16 protein-coding genes and 2 tRNA genes are annotated in these 23203 nt (G+C 56.8%); 6 read left to right on the top strand and 12 right to left on the bottom strand.

Annotated elements, in window-relative coordinates; genetic code table 11:
- The first annotated feature begins 778 nt into the window (after positions 1–778).
- The 3 genes from J0X19_RS16025 to J0X19_RS16015 all read left to right on the top strand — a co-directional run bounded on the left by J0X19_RS16025 (position 779) and on the right by J0X19_RS16015 (position 6004).
- Positions 779–4690 carry a fibronectin type III domain-containing protein gene (locus tag J0X19_RS16025; RefSeq protein WP_206985434.1) on the top strand — a complete coding sequence of 1304 codons (3912 nt, stop codon included), beginning with the start codon at positions 779–781 and terminating at the stop codon, positions 4688–4690.
- Positions 4691–4871: 181 nt separating this feature from the next.
- Positions 4872–5102: a hypothetical protein gene (locus J0X19_RS16020; RefSeq protein WP_206985433.1), complete on the top strand. Its 231-nt coding sequence runs from the start codon at positions 4872–4874 to the stop codon at positions 5100–5102.
- Positions 5103–5275: 173 nt separating this feature from the next.
- Complete coding sequence (locus J0X19_RS16015; RefSeq protein WP_206985432.1) at positions 5276–6004, top strand: hypothetical protein; 729 nt, start codon at positions 5276–5278, stop codon at positions 6002–6004.
- Positions 6005–6079: 75 nt separating this feature from the next.
- Here the strand turns inward: J0X19_RS16015 and J0X19_RS16010 are convergent, their stop codons facing one another.
- The 5 genes from J0X19_RS16010 to J0X19_RS15990 form a co-directional block, all read right to left on the bottom strand.
- Positions 6080–6604: a hypothetical protein gene (locus J0X19_RS16010; protein ID WP_206985431.1), complete on the bottom strand. Its 525-nt coding sequence runs from the start codon at positions 6602–6604 to the stop codon at positions 6080–6082.
- Positions 6605–6737: 133 nt separating this feature from the next.
- Positions 6738–8447, bottom strand: coding sequence for an ABC transporter ATP-binding protein (locus J0X19_RS16005; protein WP_206985491.1), 1710 nt, complete (start codon positions 8445–8447; stop codon positions 6738–6740).
- Between the two features lie 181 nt (positions 8448–8628).
- Positions 8629–9420, bottom strand: a complete 792-nt coding sequence (truA, locus tag J0X19_RS16000) for a tRNA pseudouridine(38-40) synthase TruA (RefSeq protein ID WP_206985430.1) — start codon at positions 9418–9420, stop codon at positions 8629–8631.
- A gap of 161 nt (positions 9421–9581) precedes the next feature.
- Positions 9582–10121, bottom strand: a complete 540-nt coding sequence (locus J0X19_RS15995; RefSeq protein ID WP_206985429.1) for a GNAT family N-acetyltransferase — start codon at positions 10119–10121, stop codon at positions 9582–9584.
- 98 nt (positions 10122–10219) lie between these two features.
- Positions 10220–11422: a thiolase family protein gene (locus J0X19_RS15990; RefSeq protein WP_206985428.1), complete on the bottom strand. Its 1203-nt coding sequence runs from the start codon at positions 11420–11422 to the stop codon at positions 10220–10222.
- Between the two features lie 91 nt (positions 11423–11513).
- On the opposite strand from J0X19_RS15990, the gene J0X19_RS15985 reads away from it, so the two are divergent.
- A complete protein-coding gene (locus J0X19_RS15985) occupies positions 11514–11990 on the top strand; it encodes a DUF4293 domain-containing protein (protein WP_206985427.1) in 477 nt (158 codons plus the stop codon).
- Positions 11991–12132: 142 nt separating this feature from the next.
- Here J0X19_RS15985 and J0X19_RS15980 read toward each other — a convergent pair whose 3' ends face one another.
- The 5 genes from J0X19_RS15980 to J0X19_RS15960 form a co-directional block, all read right to left on the bottom strand.
- Positions 12133–13005 carry a DUF4476 domain-containing protein gene (locus tag J0X19_RS15980; protein ID WP_206985426.1) on the bottom strand — a complete coding sequence of 291 codons (873 nt, stop codon included), beginning with the start codon at positions 13003–13005 and terminating at the stop codon, positions 12133–12135.
- Between the two features lie 1082 nt (positions 13006–14087).
- On the bottom strand, positions 14088–16016 hold the full coding sequence (locus J0X19_RS15975; RefSeq protein WP_206985425.1) for an OmpA family protein: 1929 nt from the start codon (positions 16014–16016) through the stop codon (positions 14088–14090).
- Positions 16017–16129: 113 nt separating this feature from the next.
- Complete coding sequence (locus tag J0X19_RS15970; RefSeq protein ID WP_206985424.1) at positions 16130–16615, bottom strand: hypothetical protein; 486 nt, start codon at positions 16613–16615, stop codon at positions 16130–16132.
- 207 nt (positions 16616–16822) lie between these two features.
- Positions 16823–17683 (bottom strand): (Fe-S)-binding protein, encoded by an 861-nt coding sequence (locus J0X19_RS15965; protein ID WP_206985490.1) that lies wholly within the window; start codon positions 17681–17683, stop codon positions 16823–16825.
- Positions 17684–17826: 143 nt separating this feature from the next.
- A complete protein-coding gene (locus tag J0X19_RS15960; protein WP_206985423.1) occupies positions 17827–19230 on the bottom strand; it encodes a 4Fe-4S dicluster domain-containing protein in 1404 nt (467 codons plus the stop codon).
- 165 nt (positions 19231–19395) lie between these two features.
- Between J0X19_RS15960 and J0X19_RS15955 the strand changes: the two genes are divergently transcribed.
- Positions 19396–19468 (top strand) — tRNA-Phe (locus J0X19_RS15955).
- Positions 19469–19615: 147 nt separating this feature from the next.
- Positions 19616–20911 (top strand): zinc dependent phospholipase C family protein, encoded by a 1296-nt coding sequence (locus tag J0X19_RS15950; RefSeq protein WP_206985422.1) that lies wholly within the window; start codon positions 19616–19618, stop codon positions 20909–20911.
- 60 nt (positions 20912–20971) lie between these two features.
- On the opposite strand, the gene J0X19_RS15945 is transcribed toward J0X19_RS15950, so the two are convergent.
- Together J0X19_RS15945 and J0X19_RS15940 are read right to left on the bottom strand one after the other, a co-directional pair.
- Positions 20972–21044, bottom strand: a tRNA-Met gene (locus tag J0X19_RS15945).
- A 146-nt stretch (positions 21045–21190) separates the two neighbouring features.
- Entirely contained in the window at positions 21191–23092 is a 1902-nt protein-coding gene (locus J0X19_RS15940; protein ID WP_206985421.1) for a BamA/TamA family outer membrane protein, read from the bottom strand.
- Positions 23093–23203: the final 111 nt, after the last annotated feature.

The raw sequence follows: 23203 nt of genomic DNA, 5'->3' as shown, positions 1-23203 counted from the left end.
GCCGGCATATAGCTGGCAGCGTTCCGCAGCGCGCACGCCGGTGCGTGGGCCACACAAGCAACTTAGGAAGTTCCCAGTTCAGGCTTGGCAGCAAGGCCGTTCCAAGTGGCAGCCAGCTACCGGTATCCGCCCCCAAAGGAGCAACGGCCTCCCGGTTGAAAGTGCTTTGCTCGGGCAGTAGCGCTATTCGGGGATTGTGGGGGTGGCTGCTACCTACGTGCAGGAAAGTACCGCCCGCAACAGGTTGTGTTACCGCAGCTGACGGCCTCAGTTCTACCGCCCACAGCAGAGCCGCCAGCACCCATGCAAGGCGCCACTGCGACAATATAAGCAGGGAAATAGAACGAGGCATAAGCAAATTAGGCCGGGCAAAATGATGTAACGGGGCCTATTATTCAACGGGCGGACCGGCGGCCTTGTTCCCAGCTTTCCAGCTGCGCGCCTGAAGTGACAAGGTATTGCGGTAGGTACTATCTTGAAAATACGGAAGCAACATTACTAGATAACTCACTGTAAATCTAGTATTTAACGCCTTGACCCCGAGAGCAGCACACTGGCATATGTTATATAGCAAATTATTATAATTTAATTTTTACATTGTCCTGCACTGCTTTCGTAGCAGGCACCTATCCATCCATTCCTTCCTTTTCCAACCTATTACCGCATGCTTACACTTCTACCTTTCACGAGGCGGCTTGCCTGGTTATTGCAGCAATGGGCAAGCAACACAACTTCAATCCACCGAACGGCTTGGGCAATCTGTTGGCTGCTGGCCAGTTTGTTTATTAGCCTGACCACTTACGCGCAGGCGCCAGCCAACGACAACCCCTGCGGTGCGGTACCACTCACGCTCAACGGCAGCCTGTGCACGGTACCCACAGTGGGCACCAACGCTGGAGCCACCACTACCACCGTGAATGGCACCATTGCCAACACCTGCGGCGCATTCAATAACACCGCGCCCAAGGATGTATGGTATAGCTTCACAACGGCAGCTACCGGCAGCGCCAGCGCGGGGGCTACCATTACCGTAACGGGCAATCCGGCGGGGTTGCTGCGGCTGTTTTCGGCGCCCTCGTGCACGGGAGTATTCACTCAAATCAGCTGTACTTCTTCCAACGCCAACAATACGGCGGCGCCGCGCCTGGTTACGGGGGCCTTGCAGCCCAGCACCACGTATTATGTGCAAGTGGCCGGCTATTCCTCTAATGATGCGCAGGGCCAGTTTACTATCTGCATCACCGATCCGCCGGCCTGCGGTGCTCCGGCCATCCTGGGCGTAACGTTCCCAACGGGTACCTCGGCGGCAGTGTCGTTTACGGCGGGGCCGGGCAATACCACGTTCACGGCCACGCTGAACGGTGGTGCGGGTGGCACCCAAACCATTCCGAATGCCACTTCACCTACCCTGTTTGCGGGCCTGACGCCGGGCACCACGTATTTTGTGTCGGTGCGGACGGAATGCGGCGGGACTACGCTTCAGTCGCCGTTTTTCAGCTTTACGGTACCACTGCTCAACGACGACCCTTGCGGCGCCATTACACTGCCTATTACCAGTGCGTGCACTCCCACCAACGGCACCACCTTCGGGGCCAGCAACACCACACCCAACGGCTACAGCAACCCTGGCTGCGCCCTCGACAGTAGCCCGCTGGATGTGTGGTATCAGTTCACGACGCCGGCCACGGGTGGCGCCAGCACCAGCGCCACCATTACCGTGGCGGGAGCCGCCGCCGGCCAGGTGCGGTTATTTTCGGGCGCTTCGTGCAGTGGGGCTCTCACCCAGATTGGCTGCTCGCAGAGTGCCAACGGCCCGGCTTTGCCTCTGAGCGCCACCACGCTCACGCCCAATACCACGTATTACGTAATGGTAGCCGGCCAGAACGACAACAGCATTCGGGGGCCGTTTACGATTTGCGTAACCGGTGCCGCTGCCTGCCCCGACCCGACCAACCTTGCCATTGCGGGTCTTTCTACCACGTCGGCCAGTCTCTCGTTTACGCCCAGCGGCAACGCCACCAGCTACAATGTAACCTTCACGCCGCAGGGCGGCGGGCCTACTACCACCCTCACCGCCACTGGCTCGCCGGTTACGCTGTCGGGGCTGACTTCGGGGGTTACGTACACTGTTACGCTGCAAAGTGTGTGTCCGGCTGGCGTGGGCTCGGTTCTGACCCGCACGTTTACTGCCTCCTCGGCGGCTCCGGCCAATGATAACTGCGCGGGGTCCACTCCTATTAGTAGTGTAGGAATTGGCACCTGCGGGGCGTTGGTTACGGGTAACACCCTTGGAGCTACCACGTCGGCGGGGGTTCCTGCACCGGGCTGCGCTGGCTTCAACAACTCCAGTGACGTGTGGTACAGCATAGTGGTACCAGCCAGCGGCACTCTGCAAGTTGAAACCGGCCCCGCTACGGGCAGCCCGCTCACGGATACCGGCCTGGCTTTATACTCAGGCAGCTGCGGCACCCTCACGCTGCTGGGCTGCGACGATGACAGTTCGCCCAACGGCAACTTCTCGTTGTTGCGGCGTACCGGCCTGACGCCGGGCAGCACGGTGTATGCGCGGGTGTGGCCGTTCGGGCAGTTTGCGGGTGGGGCTTTCACCATCTGCGCCCAGACGGATGTGGTCTGCCCGAACGTTACCAACGTAGCCATCAACAACGTTACCAGCACTTCGGCGTCGTTGGCTTTCACGCCGGTGGCGGGCACTTCGGTTTCCAGCTACACCGTCACGTACACGGCGCAGGGCGGCACGGTTTCGGTGGTAACGCCAAATTCCACTACCTCGCCTGTCAACTTTACTGGCCTGACGCCCAGCACGGTATATACCGTCACCATTCAGTCGAACTGCACGGCGGGGCAGGGCTTGCCGCTGGCGCTTACCTTCACTACGTTGGCCCCCGCTCCCGCCAACGACGACTGCGCGGGCGCTACCGCTCTTACGGTAAGCACCACCTGCGCGCCGGTTACTAGCACCACGGTGGGCGCTACGGCCTCAGCAACTCCGGTACCGGCCCCCACCTGCGGCAATGGCGTAGTGAATGACGTATGGTTTACGCTGGTGGTGCCCGCCAACGGTGTGGTGCAGGTAAGCACTGGGGCCGTTACTGGCAGTTCGGTTACGGACACGGGCTTGCAGCTGTACTCGGGCACTTGCGGCGCCCTGACTTCGGTGGGCTGCAACGACAACTTCGGCACTGGTAATTTCTCGCAGGTGCGCGCCACGAACCTCACGCCGGGCAGCACCATTTATGCCCGCGCCTGGCAGATTGGCGGCGGCACGCCCGGCCAGTTTACCTTGTGCGCCGTGACGGACCCACCGTGCCCGGCCCCCACCAACCTAACTGTTACGGCCATTACCACTACCACGGCCAGCGTTGCCTTTACGCCCCCAACGGCAGGCACCAGCTACACCGTCACGTACACGCCGCAGGGGGGCACGGCCACTACGGTTACCCCAGCGCCTACTGCCTCACCGGTAACCTTATCTGGCCTCACTCCTGGCACTACGTACACGGTGAGTGTTGTGAGCAACTGCGCCCCTGGCGAAACCTCGGCCCCGGCCACTACCACGTTTACCACCACGGCTTGCCTGCCGCCAGTGAACCTGGCGGCCAGCAACATCACCACTACCTCGGCCAGCATTTCGTTTGGAGTAGGCAATGGCACCAGCTACACCGTTACGTACACCGCCCAAGGTGGCACCGCCCAAACGGTAACGCCCAACCCCACGGCTTCACCCGTCGTGCTTACGGGCCTTACGCCAGCCACTACGTACACCGTCAGCATTGTATCAAGCTGCGCACCGGGCCAGACCTCGCCAGCCGCCACCGTTTCCTTCACCACGCTGGCGCTACCGCCCTGTAACCCCGTTACCAACCTCACGGCCACGGCCATTACCACTACGTCGGCCAGTTTGACGTTCACCCCGGCCAGTGCCGGCACTAGCTATACCGTCACGTACACGCCGCAGGGCGGTACAGCCACCACCGTAACGCCCGCTCCAACCAGTTCACCGGTAGCGCTGGCGGGTCTTACTCCGGCCACTCTATACACGGTGAGTATAGTAAGCAACTGTGGCGCCGGGCAGACTTCTGCGGCAGCTACTACCACGTTCACCACGCTGGCCTTGCCGGTTTGCCCACCGGTAACGAACGTGGCGGTTAGCAGCATCACGGCAACCTCGGCCAGCGTGAGCTTCACACCGGGTGCCGGCAACACCAGCTACACCGTCACCTACACGCCGCAGAACGGCACGGCGCAAACCGTAACGCCTGCTCCAACTGCTTCGCCGGTGGTACTAAGCGGCTTGCTTGCCAATACGGCCTACACCGTGCGGGTAACCAGCAACTGCACTGGCGGCACCACGTCGGTGCCCACGGCCAACGTTGCCTTCTCAACGCTGGTGGCTTCCACCCGCCAAGTGGCACTGGCCAAGCTGATTGGCCTGTACCCCAACCCGGCACAACAGGTGTTCTGGCTGGATATACCGGCTTCGCTCACCCGCAAAACTGTAAGCACTACGCTTTACAATACGCTCGGTCAGCAGGTAATGCAACGCACGCTGGCAGCAGCTGCGGGTGGCGTAAAAACCTCTTTTGAGGTGGCTACTCTACCACGCGGAGTGTATTCGCTGCACTTAACTACCACCGAAGGCGTCCTCATCAAGCGGCTTGTAGTAGAGTAAAAGTTGGTTCCTGACGATACCAAAAGCGAAAAACGCTGGCCCTTGGGTCAGCGTTTTTTATTGCGCCACACGTGCCACAGGTACTCAGAACAATTCTTTTTTCTACTAAATATAGTGGATTTAATACTAAATATATTAGCTTTACAATTCTATTCTGTCTCTGTCCTTTCTTCCAACGACTATGAAAAAGGAACCCCAGTATACAGTTTGCTACCAACTCACGCTAGCTGAATTTCAAGACGGCCACGTGGTAAACACGCATCAGGTGTGCCACCACCGCCTGAGCGAAACCCCAGAGCTGAATGAGGTATTCACTGATTTGTACGAGCAGTTTCGGAGCCCGCACCTGCTAGGATTGCAAATTACTTCCATCCGCTGCCAGCAAACCGCCCAAGATTACCTGCTAGCGTAAGTGGACGTTTCCCACATGCTGCTTCCAATTACCTAGCTACTATAGTGCTTGGCTTTTATTGCGCGCGCAGGCCTGTTTTTAATAAAATATATAAATCCAGCTACTCTAAATAATCCTGCCGAATAGCGCGTTGGAGGCGTACTTTTCCTCCTTCTTTTATCTATTCCAGTCTTATGAGAACCCAAAAAACAATTGTAAGTGCGCTAGCACTAAGCTTAACTATTGGCGCCGCCCAAGCACAAACAGAAGCCGGCAAGTTGCTTATAAGCGGGCAGGTGAATTACGCTCAATCGGAAAGTGAATCCAACACGACAAATGCCGGACTACCACCAACTACTATCAAGCAGGAAGCCAAGCAGTCGGGCTTCAACTTCGCGCCTCAGCTTGGCTTCTTTGTTGCCGACAGGCTGGCGGTAGGGGTTGTGGGTGTCACATCTACCTCTAAGCGTACCGACAATCGAACAGAGAGCTTCAGCGGCAGCAGTGAATTTGTAAACAAGTATACGTACCGCAACACAACGGTGTCTGTAGGTCCGTTTGTACGGTACTACACCATGATAATGGAGAATCTGGGCTTCTACGGGCAGCTTTCCGGCGGCTACCAACGCCAGACAAACAAAAATAGCAGTGACACCAGGGGCCAGAATGGCACGCAGAGCTATTCTTATGAGAATAAAGCAACCGGCGGCTACGGCAACCTGACTCCCGGCTTCGTATATTTTCCTACCAAGAAAATAGGGATAGAGCTCACGCTAGGCAATCTGGTGTACTCAAAATTGAAGAACAAGCAGCAGAACGGGCAGCTTCAACCCGGCAGCTCAGAGGGCAGTAGCAGCGACTTTGGGGCTAATTTTGGCCTTCAGAACTTGGCTATCGGTGCATCATTCCACTTAGGCAACTAACAGGCTCGATATGCAAATAAACGAGTTCCTTCGCACTGTGCGAAGGAACTCGTTTCATGTCAGGCTTAGGTGAATCTATTTCACTACGGCCCATACTTCCACGGGGCCGGTGGTCGGAAACCGTTCCAGGTAGATGTTCTGCAAGGTGAGGCTTTGCGCCTGGGCCGTTGACTTGACGCCGGTGTAGAGTTTGCCGGGAGCTACCAGGTAACTGGCTTCGATGGTGGAATGCAACACCCGCTGCCCCGCTGGGAATACCCGGTACCGGTAGCCAGCTGGCAGCTTCTGGGAGGTAGTATCGTCCACAATCAGCCCCACAAACACCTCGGCGGCTTCGCTGGACGTGGCGGGGTCGTTGTAGAAGATGTTGCCGAAGGTACCATTGAGCTTACCCGAGGTGCGGATTTCGTAGGCCTCGCGCGTCAGGTCGCCAAAGGCCTCGCTGCTGGCCGGACCTTCAAAGTATTTGCCGGCCACGAATACGGGTTGCGCGGTGGTTTCCAGCTTTACTTCGGCCGTTTTGAAGCCACCCAGCACGTAGTACGCTACGCCAACTGCTACGATGAGCAGCAGGGAAAGAATAAGGAAAATACGGTTCATTCTTAAAGAAATGATTGAATGAAATGATGATTGGATGAGGAAACGAAAGGATAGCGGCTAGAAAGAGAAGAGACATAAATCTAATTCGTCTTCATCCAGTCATCCTTTCATTCCCTCATCCAATCATCCTTACTTATGCCTTCAGCACGTCGCGGTATTGCATCTGATAGAGCTGGGCATAGTAGCCACTCTGGCGCAGCAGTTCCTCGTGGCGGCCCGACTCCTTGATTTCGCCGCGGTCCATCACAATGATACGGTCGGCTTTCTGGATGGTGCTCAGGCGGTGGGCAATAACCAGCGAGGTGCGGCCCTGCATCAGCTTCTCGATGGCCGCCTGAATCAGCTCCTCGGTTTCCGAGTCAACTGACGAGGTGGCTTCGTCGAGCACGATAATCGTGGGCTGGTACACCATGGCCCGCACAAAGCTAATGAGCTGCCGCTGCCCCACCGAAAGCGTGGCACCGCGCTCCATTACCGGGTAATCGAGGGAGCCGGGCAGCCGCTCGATGAAACGGCGGGCGCCCACTAGGTCGGCGGCTTCCCAAATCTGCTCATCGGTGATGTCCTGGCTGCCCAGCGTGATATTGTCGCGGATGGTGCCCGCAAATAGGAACACATCCTGCAACACCACTCCAATATGGCGGCGCAGCGCACTCAGGTCGTAGTCCTGCAAGTCGTGGCCATCTACCTTGATGTGGCCTTTGTTGATGTCGTAGAAGCGGCTGAGCAGGTTGATGATGCTGGTTTTGCCGGCCCCGGTGGCTCCCACAAACGCTATGGTCTGGCCGGGCTCCACCTTGAAGCTGATGTCGCGCAGCACGTACTCTTCCTCGTTGTACGCAAACCACACCTTCTCGAACTCCACCTCACCGCGCAACGTGGCCGGGGCCAGCGTGCCGTTGTTGGGAATGAAGTCCTGGCTGTCGAGTAGTTTGAGTAGCCGCTCGGTGCTCACTAGGCCTAATTGCAGGGTATTGAACCGGTCGGCTATCTGCCGGATGGGTCGAAAGAACAACGCATTGTACATGATAAAAGCAATGAGGGCGCCCTTGGAAATCGTGCCCTCAATCTGGCCCTGCGCGGCGTACCACACCAGAAGCCCTACCCCTACCGCGCCCAGCACTTCGGCCACCGGGAAGTAGATGGAGTAGTACAGCACCGACCGGATGTTGGCGCGGGTGTGCTCCTGGTTCAGGGCCTGGAACTTGCGGTACTCGCGCTCCTCGTTGTTGAAAATCTGCACCACGTTCATGCCGGTCAGGTGTTCCTGCACGAAGGCGTTGAGGCTGGCCACGGCCGTGCGCACCTCCTGAAACGACTTCTTCACCTTCTCCTTAAACACATAGGTGCTGAACAGCAGCGGCGGAATCACCGACAAGCTCACCAGCGTCAGCCGCCAGTCGATGTAGAACATGAAGCCCATGATGAACACCAGCTGCAAAATGTCGCCCAGCATAGCCGCCAGCCCCTCACTGAACACGTCGGAGAGGGTTTCCACGTCGGAGATGTTGCGGGTGGTGAGTACGCCGATGGGGGTCCGGTCGAAGAACTTGAGGCGCAGGTTGAGGATGTGCTTGTACAAATCCACCCGAATATCACGCACGATGTACTGGCCCAGCCAGCCCCCGAAGTAGGTTTGCAGGTAGCTCACAAAAGAGTTGGCCACCAGCAGCACGAGCAGCAGCCCAAACATCTTGTTGAGCCCGAGCCAGTCGTTTTCCTCGATGGTTACATCCACCATGCGCTGGATGAGAAACGGCCGCAGCGTGCCGAGCACCGCCGCCGCCAGCGTCAGAAAGACCAGCAGGTAGAAAATGCGCCGATACGGCCGCACGTACACCATCAGCCGGCGCAGCACCTGCCAGTCGAAGATATTGCCGGATTTGGCAGAAGCGGTAGTTGGTTCCAAAATAGAGAGGTAGTAAGCACTAATAACCGGGCGTGCCGACCGGAAGTTGCAGTAGATTTTTTAGGTCGTCATGCTGAGCTTGTAGAAGCATGACGTTCACACTTATCGACTTGCACTAACGTCCTACAAAGTACGGCAAACCCGGCGGCAGTAGCTCGGGCGGCACCACGTCGGGTGTATACTCCACGCGGCTTAGGTAGAGGCCTTGGGCCGGGGCCGCGCCACTGGCATCTACCCGGCGCTGAGCGTGCAGAATCTGCTGAAACTGGGCGGGCGTAATTTTGCCCCGGCCTACCGTCAGCAGCGTACCCACCACCAGCCGCACCATGCCGCGCACAAACCGGTTGGCCCGAATCCGGAACATCAGTCCGCCGGGCATGACGTGCCAGCCGGCCTCGTACACCACGCAGACGTAGTGGTTCTCGCCGCCTTTCACTTTCGAGAAGGCCGTGAAGTCGCGGGAGCCGAGCAGGGTAGCGGCAGCTTCATTCATAGCGGCCACGTCCGGCGCACGGTCCAGGTACAGGGCCCGCCCCACGCTAAATGGGTCGGGTACGAGGCGCACGTAGTATTCGTAGGTGCGGGCATCGGCCGAGAACCGAGCGTGGGCGTTATCGGGCACCGGATGCAGGGCGTAGGCGGCAATGTCGGGCGGGAAGGCCCGGTTGAAGCGGTACAGCGCCGTTTCCAGGTCCAGCGTTGCCGGAAAGTCGGCCTCGAAGTGCGCTACCTGGTGGCTGGCGTGCACGCCCGTATCAGTACGGCCACTGCCCAGCGAGTACACCGGCTGCCGCAGTACCTGCGAGAGGCACCGGTCTAGCTCCTGCTGCACCGTGAGCGTGTTGGGCTGCACCTGCCAGCCGTGGTAGCGGGTGCCATCGTAGGCTAAATGAAGGAAGTAGCGCAAGGAAAGGAATTAAAAATTATGAATTAAGAATTAAAAATTGGCCGTTCAACTATCGTTCTATCATTCAACATGCTCTCAGAAAAGCGCATTCTTAATTCTTAATTCTTAATTCTTAATTCTTAATTCTTAATTCTTAATTCTTAATTCTTAATTCTTAATTCTTAATTCACCTTAGCGTACAGCCGTGAATCGAGCATCTGGTTGTTCTTGATGATGCTTTTGCGCAGTACGGCTTCCAGTTCAAACCCAGCCTTTTCCAGCACCCTCGCTGAAGCAAGGTTAGTTTCAAACACCACGGCGTAGAGCCGGCACACGTCGAAATGCGCGAATACATAGTCGGCTACGCACTGCACGGCGACGGTGGCCAGGCCTTGCCCCCAGTAAGGCTGCCCCAGCCAGTAGCCGATTTCGGCGGAGCGGCGGCGCACGTCGGTTTTGAAGTGCACCCCCACGCTGCCCACGGCCACGCCACCTACCTCAAACGCCAAATGCAGGTCGCGCTGCTGGTCGGCCATCAGGCACAGGTAAAACTCGGCGTCCTGCTGGGTGTACGGGTACGGAAACGTGTCGCGCAGATTTTCGGCAATGCGCGGGTCGTTGGCGTATTCTACCAGCGCCGCGGCATCAGCAAACGACCAGGGCCGCAGCCGGGCTCCTGGTTGCGGCAGCTCCAGCGTAGGCGCAAGCAGCGGGTCGGTCATTGATTGGTTTTTGGTTTATAGGTGTTGGTTTTTAACTAGTCTAACAGGCCGGCTCGTTATCTTGATCAAAAAACCAAAAACCAACACCTATAAACCAACTATACTTTTTCGTAGACGATGGCCGCGCCCTGGCCCACACCTACGCACATCGTCACGAGGCCATACTTGACATCCTGGCGGCGCTGCATTTCGTGCAACAATGTGGCCGTGAGGCGCGAGCCACTGGTACCCAGCGGGTGCCCGATGGCAATAGCGCCCCCGTTCACGTTTACAATTTCCGGGTTCAAACCCAGGTCCCGGATGCAGGCAATGCTTTGCGCGGCAAATGCTTCGTTCAGCTCAATCAGGCCAATGTCGTTCAACGTCAGGCCGGTGCGTTGCAGCACCTTTTGGGTGGCGGGCACCGGCCCCAGGCCCATGTACGCCGGATCAACGCCCGCAAAGGCCGAGCCGACCACTCGGGCCAGCGGCTTCAGGTTGAAGCGTTTCACGGCCTCTTCGCTGGCTACCATTACAGCAGCGGCGCCGTCGTTGATACCCGCCGAGTTGCCGGCCGTTACGGTGCCATCCACGGGTTGGAAAGCGGGCTTCAAGGTACCCAGCTTCTCGATGGTGCTCAGGCGCGGCGGCTCGTCGGTGTCAAACAGCGCGGCATCTCCTTTCGGAGCGGCCACAAATACCGGCACGATTTCCTTGCGGAACCGGCCCTTCTCGGCGGCGCGGTGGTAGCGGCGCTGCGACTCAAACGCAAACTCGTCTTGCTCGAGCCGGGTGATGCCGTATTTGCGCGCTACGTTTTCGGCGGTTTCGCCCATAGCGTACGGGTGGTGCATCTTGCTAAGCTTGGGGTTGGTGAAACGCCAGCCCAGGGTGGTATCGTGGGCCGTCAGCTCGCGCCCGAAAGCCGTTTCCGACTTCGCCATTACAAACGGCGCACGGGTCATGCTCTCCGAACCGCCCGCCAAGTACACGTCGCCTTCGCCGGCCATTACGGCGCGGGAAGCATCGGTAATGCTCTGTAAGCCCGAGGCACACAGGCGGTTCACGGTTACGCCGGGCACCGTAATGGGCAAGCCGGCCAGTAGCGCGGCCATGCGGGCTACGTTGCGGTTGTCTTCGCCGGCCTGGTTGGCGGCGCCTAGTATTACATCTTCAATTGCTGCCTTATCCACATTCGGGTTGCGGCGCATTAGTTCGCGCAGTACGTGCGCAGCTAGGTCATCGGGACGGACGCTGTGGAGGGCACCCCCAAATTTGCCGATGGGGGTCCGAACGGCGTCAACTATATAAGCAGTGGGCATTGTCTGATTTGAATGCGTTTTTCCAGTTGATGTTGGCTACTTTTGCCGGCCCGGCTTCCCCGCCAGGCGCCATCATTACTTGAACACAAAGATGATACAAAGAATCCAAAGCGTATTCCTGCTTTTACTGGCTCTCTGCATGATTGCCGTGGTTTTCCTTCCCGTCTGGCACAAAGCTGACCCCGCAACCGGCCAGGAGCTGACTTTAACGGCCACCGGCTTTGCCTACAATAAAGCTGGTGCCGGCTTAGCCGCTCCCGGCAACGTGTGGCTGATTGCGGCTTTTGCGGCAGCCTCGGCGGCCCTGGCCCTGTTCGAAATCTTCCAGTTCCGGAACCGTTTTTTGCAGCTCAAGCTGGGTATGCTCAACCTGTTGCTGATTCTGTGCACCATTGGCGCCGGTTTCTACTTCTCGAACCTCGGCGAGCAGATGCTGAACGTGAAGATACTAGGCGACTACCAGGCCGGCTTCTATCTGCCTACGCTGGCGCTGTTGCTGAACGTACTGGCCAACCGCTTCATCCGCCGCGACGAGCAGCTAGTCCGCAGCATGGACCGGTTGCGGTAGGAGGCAGTTGGCAGTAAGTAGTTGGTATTGAGACAGAAATTGTGCGTATCAAACAGAAGCGCCGCTTGGTAGAACCAGGCGGCGCTTCTGTTTTACGCTGTGTTTTAATCTCACTACCAACTACCTATTACCTACTACCTCTTTAGCGCTGTTGCGCGAGGTACTCCTGAAATTCCCGCGCTGAAGCCGAAAACGTGAATCCGTCGTTGAGGCGGTATAGGTTCTGGCGGTCGGCTACGCGGGCCGCGCCATACTTGGCCAGATCCATTTTCGCACTCTCGAAGCTTAGCTCCTTCATCAACCGGGTCAGGTCTTCGGCCCGGATAGCACTTTCGCTTAGCGCCTGCTGGGCCATCGGCATCCGGTCCTTATCAAACGACTGCCGATGCATGGCCGCTACCAGCCCATCCACATCCTGCGCCGATAGTACGCGGTTGTAGCTTACGCCACTGCCCGGATAGGCATTGCCGTTGTTGTAACCACCGTTAGGATAGCTGTTGCTGTTGGGGTAGTTGCCGCCGTTATTACCACCACCAGGGTAGTTGCCACGGCTGTCGGTGTCATCACCCGGCTCGGTGGGCTGATTGCGGTGCACGTCGCCATCCTCGTAGTAATAGTCGTCGTTGCTGTTTGGGTAGCCACCCTGCCCGCCGCGCGGTGGCGGACCGTAGCCCCGCAGCGGTACAGCCGCCACTTTGCGTAGCTCGGGCGCGAAGCCCGGCCGGGTGAGCAGCACGTAGCTGGTTTCCAAACCCGAATCCAAGAACACCCGAGTGCGGTAGTTGATGGAGCGGCCGTACCCAACCGGAATGGCAAAATCCACCCAGTGTACGCCCGGCACAATCCGGTCGATGTGAACCTGACGGGCGCCGCCCCGGGTGAGGGCGCGGCCATCAAAGCGAAGGTTGAACGGGGTGCCACGCTCGGAAGTGAAATTCACGTTGGCCGGAGCGGCCTGAAGTTGTGCTGCCGCCAGCAAAAGCAGACCGAAGCAGAAGAGTAGCGCCTTTTTCATGGCAGTAGTAGGTTGCCAGGAGCAATCCGTTTGCCCCTGTGCTTCTCCTGTTTTCAAGGATTGTGCCACTTCCAGAAAACTAGGCTCCTGACTTCTCAAAAGCAGTTTTGACCTTCCAAGACCTACTCCAGTACGTTTTTATCAATATTAGTTAAAATAGATAACCAATTCACCAGCTATATGGCTCGGACGTCCTCTGATAAAGCCACTTGTACGGGTAGAATAAGAGCGCCCTTGCTGCGTAGTAAAATCAACGTTATACTGATAAGTGATAGGCCGAAATTTACTGACGCTATAATAATAGACTGCATTAAGCTCTATCCCCTTCCTTAGCCGTATTCCGCACCCAGCCTCTAGCCCTAGTTGTACCTGAGCCGGGTATTGTGTGAGGTCGGTAAAATTTACGCTCACACTGCTTGGCCTATGATATATTCCATCGGTACCATCATAGCCGGTAATGCTGATGTATTGTTGATCAAAAGCACTCCTACCTACCCCGACTACGGCCTTAAACGCAAACAACGGTGATACTTTAGCTTGTGGCTTGAGAGAGTATACCACACCCAATGGTAGTTGAACACCCCCCCCCTAGACCCTGCCAACCAATGTTGCTAAGCACTGAGGGAGTATCTAGTTGGGTTAGCGTTGCCATCGTCTTGAAGCGGCTATAGCGTAACTCGCCGGTTAATTGCCACCGTGGAGTTAGGGTGTATAAGCTTTTAATCCCGATTGTGTATGCTTGCTGGCCTTGGGCATCTGCCAAGCCATCGGAGAAAGTAAATACATCAACAAAAGTGCGAGTAACCGCGCCTGTCAGGCCGATGCGTATACGCTGCGCCTTTACAGCATTGCTCACACAACACATGAGCAGCACAAGCATAATCCGTGACGCAGATAGAGATAGTGACATGTGAAGGATAGTTATTCTTGCTGAGGATAAACTAATTATCTGGTTTATTCAATACACTGCTTTAAAGCCAGATAATTAAATAACTGCGCGTCATTTCATTGCCTAATAACCAAAAAATCCCCGCACCTTTCGGTACGAGGATTTTCTAGTTTCAGAGGGCACTCAGAACTGCTTACTCAGCAATTTTGGTCACTTTGAATTCCGTGCGACGGTTGCGCTGGTATTCTTCCTCGGTCTTTGCATTCTTGATTTCCGGACGAGTCTCGCCGTAACCTTTAGCCGTGATGCGGCTCTTATCGATGCCCTTGGAAATAATGTAGTCTACGGCCGACTGTGCACGTTTCTGCGACAGAGCTTGGTTGTAGGCATCCTTACCACGAGAGTCGGTATGCGAGCTAAGCTCGATGGTGATTTTCGGGTTGTCGTTCAGCGTTTCCACCAGCTTGTCCAGCTCGGCAGCAGCATCCGGACGGATATCCGCCTTGTCGTAGTCGTAGAGAATGTTTTCTACCCGAATAGCCACGTTCTTAACGATTTTGGTCAGCGTCAGCGTCACCGGAATCGTTACGTCGTTCATTTCGTTCGGCAGCTGATCCTGAGAAGGCTTGCGGCCGATGGTGCTCACAGCACTACGGGCCGTGAAGTAACCAGGACGGTCGGCTACTACAGCATAGCTAGCAGCCGCCGAGTCCAGCTTGATGCTGAATTTGCCATCGGCACCAGTCGTTACCTCCTGGATTTTCTTGCCGTCGCGGCCAATCAGCTCTACCGTTTCGCCCGATACTGGCGTGGTGGCACCGGTTTTGGCGTCGCGCTCCACCAGCGTACCATCCGCAATGAACGTCACCAGTTTCAGCGGCTTCTTCCGGAACATGTAGAGGTCATCGGAGCCCTTGCCGCCCGCGCGGTTCGAGGAGAAAACGCCCATGTCCTTGGTGGTGAAGTAAGGCGCGAAGTCGTCGCCGTTGCTGTTCACCGGAGCGCCTAGGTTTACTACCTTACCCTTGTCCACCATAAAGATGTCGAGCTTACCCAAGCCCGGCTGCCCGTCCGAAGAGAAGTACAGCGTATTGTCGGGGGCTACGGCCGGGAAATTGTCGTTGCCAGCCGTGTTGATCTGGTCGCCCAGGTTTTCGGCCGGCGAGAAACGGCCGTTCGGGCCGAGGGTAGCCTTATAGATGTCGTTGCCACCGAGGCCGCCTTTACGGCTCGATGCGAAGTACAGCGTCTGACCGTCGGGCGCAAAAGCCGGAGCGAAGTCGTCGGCAGTCCGGTCGTTGATGTTCGCCAGTACCGGTTCGCTCCAAGCGCCATTCTTGTTGTACGAAATCCACAGGTCCACGCTCAGCAGGCCTTTTTTCGAGCCGTCGTTGGAGCGGGCAAACACCATCGTTTTGCCGTCGGGCGTGTAGGTGGCGCTGGCTTCGTGCTTGTTTTCGGTGTTGAACAGGGGCTCCAGCTTGCGCACGGTGCCGCCCGTCATCTTATCGGCATCGTCGAACTTTACAGCGTATAAGTCACTGAAATTCTCGCCGTTGCCTGGAAACTTCTTGCCTTCACGGCCGGAAGCGAATACCAGCTCTTTGGTATCAGGCACCAGGGTCGAGCCGTACTCAGCGGCGGGCGTGTTCACCTGGTCGAGGGCGGTTACCTCGTTGTTGGAACGCATGGCTACGATAGTGTTAGCCATCTTCGCGTTCTTGGATTCCATTTCGGCCCGAGCGGCCAGGGTGCGGCCGGCGCTGTTTTGCACGTAAGCATCGAATTGCTGGGCGGCTTCATCGAACTTACCATTGGCTTTCAGGGCCTGGCCGTAGTAGAATACCGCATCGGGGGCTTTGGCACCTCCATCAATAGCGGCTTTGTAGTAGCTCTCGGCCTGCTCGATACGGTTGGAGCGACGATAGGCCTCCGCAATGCCATAGTTCGACATAGCGGTATTTTTTCCTTTGGCTACGTCTGCTTTATAGAGTTCTATTGCAGCTTCGTATTCGCCTCGGGTAAAGCGCTTGTCTGCTTTACTCAAGCCGCCGGTCGTTGCGCACCCGCTCAATAAGGCAGTAGAACTGGCTGCAACGCATACTAGTAGTAGTTTCTTCATAGGTGGTGAAGGGTGGAAGTGAAAGCTAGGCATCGTGAAAGGAGGCCATTCAAGGCCTAATAATACTAAGTTTGAACAGGATAATAGTTTGGAAAGCAAAATTTTTCCTCGGCTTAGTTAAAGTATCGTGCCAACCAGGTGCGGCTGGCCGCCGTAGGAAACGAGTTTTGTAAGTGGTCTTTTCGAGCCACGGTAGCATCGAAATACGGCGTATCGGAAGCCAATCGGCCGGCGGCTACAGCGGCCTTCAGTTCCCGCCGGTCCAGCAGTTCCACCTGCCCGTTCACCAGGAAAGCCAGGCGCGACTTCTCTAACAACGACACCCCCAAGGCATCCTCAACTGCGCGCACAAACCGCACTGAGGCGTCGATGGAACAGCCGCTAGCATCGGCCACGGCTTCATCGAGCCCGACAACCAGAAACTGATGATGCAAAATCTCGGCAGAGGCTTGCAAAGCCCGGCCGTGGCTGGTCCACTCGGTAGCGAAGTGCTGCAAAGCGGGCTGCAAGGTGGCTATTTCGGCCTCGGTTAGCGGCCGGTCGGCTTGGTAAATCCAGATGCGGGCGGAGTCGGGTAGCTGATTGAAAGGAACGTACATAACAGATGCTAGAAAGCCAGAGAACCTGCTTGGTGTATCAACGACTAAGCAGGGTGATTTATTTTCTTACAAAAGAACAACCCCGCCGGTAAGTTCCGACGGGGTTGTTCTTTTCAGTTACCAGTTGCGAGTTGCCGGTTGTCAGTCATGAGTTACAGGTATATCAGAAGAATACTGGCAACCCATAACCGGCAACTCGCAACTGAATCACGCATTCAGTCCTTCGGCAGAGGCTACCAGCTCAGCTAGGTCGAATACCTGCACGTTGTTTTCGCGCTCCTTGTTTTTCACACCGTCACTCATCATCGTCATGCAGAACGGGCAGCCGACAGCAATAATGCTGCCTTGGCTGTTGGTTTTTGGGGCAGGCGTGGCGCCTTCGTTGCCACTTTCCACGCCGTAGAGGCTGGCCAGTGCGGCGGCATTACCATCCAAAGTGGCCAAGGCTTCCTCGGTCCGCTCGATGTTCACGTCCTTCTTGCCGGGCTCGGGCTCTTTCCACATTTGGGCGCCGCCCGCACCACAGCACAGGCCGTTGGCTTTACTGCGCTTCATTTCCACTAAGTCGGCATCCAAGGCTTCCAGCACGGCGCGTGGCGCTTCGTAGATGTCGTTGGCGCGGCCCAGGTAGCAGGAGTCGTGGAACGTAATGCGGCGGCCTTTGTATGATTCGCCACCTTCCACTTTCACGCGGCCCTCATTGATGAGCTGCTGCAAGAAGGTGCTGTGGTGAATCACTTCGTACTCGCCACCCAACGCCGGATACTCGTTTTTGATGGTATTGAAGCAGTGCGGACATGCCGTTACCACTTTCTTGATGCCGTAGCCATTGAGCGTGGTAATGTTCTGCATGGCCTGCATCTGAAACAGGAACTCGTTGCCGGCACGCTTGGCAGGGTCGCCGGTGCACGATTCTTCCATGCCCAGCACGGCATATTTCACGCCCACATGCTCCAGAATCCGCACGAAAGCGCGGGTTACTCGTTTGTACCGGTCGTCGAAAGCTCCCGCACAGCCCACCCAAAACAAAATTTCGGGCGTCTCGCCTTGGGCGGCGAGGTCGGCCATCAGCGGGACGGTTATTTGTCGTTTTTCCATGGAGAAGCTAGTAGTTAGAAGCCAGGAGCCAGAATGGCTACCACCAGCTTTGAGATGATTTATTATAAAAGAAACAGGTGCTATAAGCCATTGACTGGAAGCAAGAATGAATGCTAGCTCCTAACCCCTGTCTCCTTCTCAGCCACATACAGGTCATCGGCCCAGTTGAACCGGTCGGATGGTGAGAAAGCCCAGGGCGCGCCGTTGTTTTCAATGTTGCTGAACATCACGTTCAGCGAGTTGGGCGCCGCCGATTCTTCCAGCACCAAGAAGCGGCGCATCTCGATAATGCTTTCCAAGGGGTTGATGTTCACCGGACAGGCTTCCACGCAGGCATTGCAAGTGGTGCAGGCCCACAGCTCCTCAGGCGTTACGTAGCCGCGCAGCAGCGTGTGGTTTTCCTTGTCGAGCGTTTCTTGTGGGTCGTGCTTGGCTTCCGCGCCGTAGAGGCTGGGGTTGAAAATCAGCGGCGAGTTGTACTTCTCTTCCACCCGGTCGCGCGTGTCCATGATGATTTTGCGCGGGGAGAGCAGCTTGCCAGTGATGTTGGCCGGGCAGACCGAGGTGCAGCGCCCGCACTCGGTGCAGGAATACGCATTCAACAGGTTGGTCCAGGCCAAATCATCCACATCCTTCGCCCCGAAAGGCGTAGGTGCAAGTGCCGAGCCGTCGGGGGCGGTAGCCGGGGCGGGTACCTGGTAGCTGGGGTCCATCATGGCTTTCACTTCGTGCGTGATGCTTTCCACGTTGGAAAACTGCCCCTGCGGCACCAGCCGGGAGTACCACACGTTTGGGAAAGCCATGATGATGTGGAAGTGCTTGGAGCTAGGCAGGTAGTTGAGGAAGCACAGAATACCCACAATATGCGCCCACCAGCCCACGCGCTCCAGCACATGCAGCGCGGTTTCGTTGCCGGGAAACAAGCCCGTCAGCAAGCTGCTGATGGGGAAGGTGCCCGGCATGTCAGCATTGCGGAGTTGATGTAGCTTCAAGTCGGCAGTATTCATAGTGAACAGAGCCACCATCAGAACCACTTCCACGTACAGAATAATATTGGCGTCGAGTTTGGGCCACATGCGTAGCTCAGGCCCCTGAAAACGGCGCACGGGCGGCTTGCGGTTGCGCCGCCACCAGAACGCTATTACCGCCACAATCACCAGAGCACCTAATATTTCGTTGGTAGCCATCAGCACGTCGTACAGCGGCCCCAGAAACTGCAAGAACCGGTGCGTACCAAACAGGCCGTCCACCATAATCTCAATCACCTCCACGTTAATCACCAGAAAACCCACATACACAATCAGATGCAGGAAGGCCGGCGTTAGGCGCTTGAACATTTTAGATTGGCCAAACGCTACAAGCAGCGTCTTGTTGAGCCGCTCACTGGCGTTGCCACTCATGTCCCGGTCGCGCCCAACGAGTATGTTTGCGCGGATTTTCCGGGCCTGCCAGGCAAACAGGCCAAAGCCCGCCACTGCGACTAACAGGAATAGAAAGTTTTGGATGGAGAAATGCACGGAAGGGAAGTTGGGTTGGGGTTCAGGCCGAAATATACTCGGTATGCATAACAAATTACAGCTTTCACCGGAGAAAGATTTTTAAAATAAGTGTTGCAGGTTGATTTTGGTTTACTACTTTTGTGCTCCTCAACGGCCAAAACGCCCCCGAGGATACCAAGAGCTGGTAATGTAGCTCAGTTGGTAGAGCACAGCACTGAAAATGCTGGTGTCGTTGGTTCGATTCCAACCATTACCACGAAAAGCCTCTCAGATTTTTCTGAGAGGCTTTTTTGTTGGTTTTCAGTTGGCACAGGCTGCTTGAAGCAAGACAGCAACCTGAACAACAACTTTCGTCTGCGCGTACGCAGTGCCGGGCTTGCCTATCAGCGCCTTTCCTACTTGCATGCGTATTTTCTTTTTCTGGACTGGTGTAGTGCTTGTCTTAACCTGCACCTTTCCTCGGGCTGCTACGGCCTATTCTGTGCTCACGCACCAAGCCATCATCGACTCGGCCTGGCGGCGAAACTTGGTACCATTACTGGAAAAGCGCTATCCGGGGGCCACGCGGGAAGAGCTGATTGCGGCCAAATCGTATGCTTATGGTGGTTCCATCATTCAGGACATCGGCTACTATCCGTTTGGCTCCAGCTTGTTTTCCAACCTTACGCACTACGTCCGGAGCGGCGACTTTGTAGAGAATATCTTGGCTCAGGCCAACAACCGGAATGAATACGCCTTTGCCCTCGGCGCTTTGTCGCACTACGTGGCCGATATTCGGGGGCATTCAGAGGGGACAAACCGCGCCATGCCGTCGGTTTATCCGGAGCTGCGCAAGAAGTTTGGCGACCGTATCACGTACGAAGAGGCGCCAGTGCAGCATAATCAGCTGGAATTTGCCTTCGATGTGGTACAGCTGGCTGCCGGCCGCTACCGCTCCGACGGCTACCATGATTTCATTGGCTTTCAGGTAGACAAAGACTTGCTGGAACGTGCGTTTCAGCAGACTTACGGCTTGGAGTTGGGGCAAATCGTGTTCAACGTGGACCTGAGTGTCAGTGCTTACCGCTTTTCCGTGATGCAGCTCATCCCGACGGCCTCTCGTGCGGCCTGGCATGCCAACCGGCACGAAATCAAGAAGCTGGATAAACGAGCGCGCCGCCGCGACTATGTGTATCAGATGAGCCCGCAACAGTACCGTAAGGAGTTTGGTACGGCCAGATTCGATAAGCCAGGCTTTGGCTCCAAGGTGATGTCGAAAGCGGTGCGCATACTGCCTAAAGCTGGGCCGCTGAAGCCCTTTGCCTTCAAGCTTCCAACGCCCGAAGCGCAGAAGTTTTTCAAGCAGAGCTTTCAGCAGGTTCTTGATGACTATGGCATCATTCTCACGAAGACCCGCCAATCAGCCACCGGCAACCCGCCGCCACTACCCAATTACGACTTCGATACGGGCCTCAACACGAAACTAGGTGAGTATGCCCTGGCCGACGAAACGTACGGCGAGCTGGTACGCAAGCTGCACGAAAAGCAGTTTCCGGGCATGACGCCCACGTTGCAAAAAAGTATCTTGAGCTTCTTTGCAGATAGCCCTCCCAATCAGCCCATCGACCAAGACGAGAAAAAGGCCGTCACCATCCGCCAGACCCAAGAAGCCCTGAAAGAATTACGGGCTTGGGAAGCACCAGCTGTGGCCACTCCATAGGCGAGCATCTAGCACCGAAAAGAAAAAAGGGCGTTTCCAGATTGGAAACACCCTTTTAGGTAGCGGGGACTGGACTCGAACCAGTGACCTTTGGGTTATGAGCCCAACGAGCTACCAACTGCTCCACCCCGCACTGTTTGGTTCTGCAAATGTACGAGGCTTTTTAAAAAAAGCCATACTACCGCATAAAATAAGCCATTCACACAGCTTTATCGTTGATAGTCAACGGCTTTTTTTTCGACTTGATGGGCAAGCGTGGTCCTAAAAGTCTGCCTTGTGCTAAAAACGACTGGTGATGCCGAAGTGAATTTTGCCGGAGTTGAGGGCCAGTTTCTGCTGATTGTCGCGGCCCAGGGCGTACACAAACTGGAACTGGCCGGCGCCGGTGCGGAAGCTGAGGCCCGCTCCCACGCCCGTTGGCGAGTTTTCACCAACCTGGGTGAGAATGTCTTGGCGCAGATAGCCTTGGTCTACAAAGGCAAACACGTAGGCATCGGGCCCGGTGAACTGGCGAAACTCGGCGGTACCAACGGCATATTGGCTGGCGTAGAAATTCAGCTCATTGAAACCGCGCAACGTAGCTAGGCCACCCACCCGGAACAGGTCATTGAGGAACAGGCGCCGGTTGAAGAGGGCCTCCCCGCGCAAACGAGTGAGCAGCACCCCACCTCGGCCAATGCGCGTGTAGCGCTCTAGGCGGGTGCTGGCGCTGACCTGCGTGGTACGAAGCGGCAGGCCCTGGTACAGTTCCGCTTTCAGCTGCGAATTTCGGCTGATGATTTTGCTACCGACTGAGGTTTGCCCATTGGCCAGTATACCACTGCGCGGGAAGTACGCATCGTCGAGGGTGGTCCAGGTGTAGTCGAGGCCATAGGAGGTGAAGCGGGTGTCAATATTGGCCGGCAGGGTGGTGGCTAGGCTGTCGGTGGCCAGCAGGCGGGAGCTGCGCCATTCCGTGAAAAAGCTGATGCGCCCCGCTCGCGCCGTGGGATACGTAAGCTGAATGCGCGGCCGCAACGTTTGGAAGGCGTTTACCGGATCGGACTGGCGGTAGAGGTTGAAGCTGCCGCCCAGCTCCAGCGGCGTACCGAAAAAGGTGGGGTGCGTGTACTGGGCGTCGAGCTGCTGCGAGTTCAGGTCTACTTTGCGCCATTGCAGTCCCAGGCCTTTGCCGCCGCCCTTAATGTTGCGCAACGCAATGGTTACGTCGCCGGTTACCTGCACGCGCTTCTGCCCGATGCCGGGCGTAGGATTTGGCAAAATGCCCACAATGGCGTCGAACTGGTTGGCGGTGCGGTCTTCGAGCAGCAGATACACCCGCGCCCGGCCTTTGGCAAAACGTACTTCGGGCTCGGCCTTGAGTTGCAGATAAGGCAGCTGGCGCAAGCGGCGGGCGGCTTCCTCTACCCGCTGCTGGCTGAACGGCTGCTCGGGGAAGAGTTGCAGATACTTGGTCAGGAACCGTTTGCGGACTTTGGTGCTGCCCACAATCTGCAACGAATCGAACACGATAAGCGGGCCTCGTTCTAGCAGCACCCGGCCCTCAATATCAGCACCCCGTAGCTGCGCCGAGTCCAGCCGAACCGTAGCAAACGGAAAGCCCTGGTTTTCGGCTTCCTGCAAAATACGCTCCTGCAAGCGGCTCCATTCCTGCGGCTGAAAGGGCTGGCCGCGGTACAGCTTTTCGCGGTAGCCGGCGCGGGTCAGCAGGCCGTCGCCGAGGTTGCCGTTGCGTAGCCGCGCCCACAGGAACTTCTCCCCCACGTAAAGCTGCACCCGCACGGTGTCGTGGTGCCAGCGCATGTCGTCGGCGGATGCAGTGAGGTAGGATTCGCCTTGCAAGGCCAGCACCAGTTCGCGCACTTCGCGCAATACCGCCAGCGAATCAGGCAGACTGGTTTTGACGCGGTAGCGGCGCAGCAGCGGTTGGTCGGCGGCTTCGGTTTGCAGTATCAGTGTGCGCGGACGACGGACGGGCAGTGGGCGGCTGGGGGCGGGCCGCGGTACGGCTACCCGCCCAGAATCAGCTGGGGTGCGGGCACGGCTGGAATCGGGTACCGTGGGCGTCTGCTGGGGCGGCAGGTTCAGGTTGAGCGGCGGGGCCGTTTGGGCCCACGCGCCACCCACCGTGCCAACAAGCAGCACCAACAGCAACCAGTAACCAGCGAGGCGAGTGTACATTTGGAACCACAAACGCGGAAACGAACTTTTAATTTCCTAAAGATACTTTCTTAAGGAAGTACCCAGAATTAAGTAGCAAGTAATAGGATTGCAGAAGTTTGATAGTCAGCA

Source organism: Hymenobacter telluris (genome assembly GCF_017313265.1).
Taxonomy (GTDB): Bacteria; Bacteroidota; Bacteroidia; order Cytophagales; family Hymenobacteraceae; genus Hymenobacter; species Hymenobacter telluris.
The sequence above is the reverse complement of the archived record's forward strand: the minus strand, read 5'-3'. Positions and strand labels throughout refer to the sequence as shown.

Bases quoted from the DNA above. Each gene is read 5' to 3' on its own strand.
- J0X19_RS16020 (WP_206985433.1), top strand. From the start codon at position 4,872: ATGAAAAAGGAACCCCAGTATACAGTTTGCTACCAACTCACGCTAGCT.
- J0X19_RS16015 (WP_206985432.1), top strand. From the start codon at position 5,276: ATGAGAACCCAAAAAACAATTGTAAGTGCGCTAGCACTAAGCTTAACT.
- J0X19_RS16010 (WP_206985431.1), bottom strand. From the start codon at position 6,604: ATGAACCGTATTTTCCTTATTCTTTCCCTGCTGCTCATCGTAGCAGTT.
- J0X19_RS16005 (WP_206985491.1), bottom strand. From the start codon at position 8,447: ATGGTGTACGTGCGGCCGTATCGGCGCATTTTCTACCTGCTGGTCTTT.
- J0X19_RS15995 (WP_206985429.1), bottom strand. From the start codon at position 10,121: ATGACCGACCCGCTGCTTGCGCCTACGCTGGAGCTGCCGCAACCAGGA.
- J0X19_RS15990 (WP_206985428.1), bottom strand. From the start codon at position 11,422: ATGCCCACTGCTTATATAGTTGACGCCGTTCGGACCCCCATCGGCAAA.
- J0X19_RS15985 (WP_206985427.1), top strand. From the start codon at position 11,514: ATGATACAAAGAATCCAAAGCGTATTCCTGCTTTTACTGGCTCTCTGC.
- J0X19_RS15980 (WP_206985426.1), bottom strand. From the start codon at position 13,005: ATGAAAAAGGCGCTACTCTTCTGCTTCGGTCTGCTTTTGCTGGCGGCA.
- J0X19_RS15975 (WP_206985425.1), bottom strand. From the start codon at position 16,016: ATGAAGAAACTACTACTAGTATGCGTTGCAGCCAGTTCTACTGCCTTA.
- J0X19_RS15970 (WP_206985424.1), bottom strand. From the start codon at position 16,615: ATGTACGTTCCTTTCAATCAGCTACCCGACTCCGCCCGCATCTGGATT.
- J0X19_RS15965 (WP_206985490.1), bottom strand. From the start codon at position 17,683: ATGGCCGACCTCGCCGCCCAAGGCGAGACGCCCGAAATTTTGTTTTGG.
- J0X19_RS15950 (WP_206985422.1), top strand. From the start codon at position 19,616: ATGCGTATTTTCTTTTTCTGGACTGGTGTAGTGCTTGTCTTAACCTGC.
- J0X19_RS15940 (WP_206985421.1), bottom strand. From the start codon at position 23,092: ATGTACACTCGCCTCGCTGGTTACTGGTTGCTGTTGGTGCTGCTTGTT.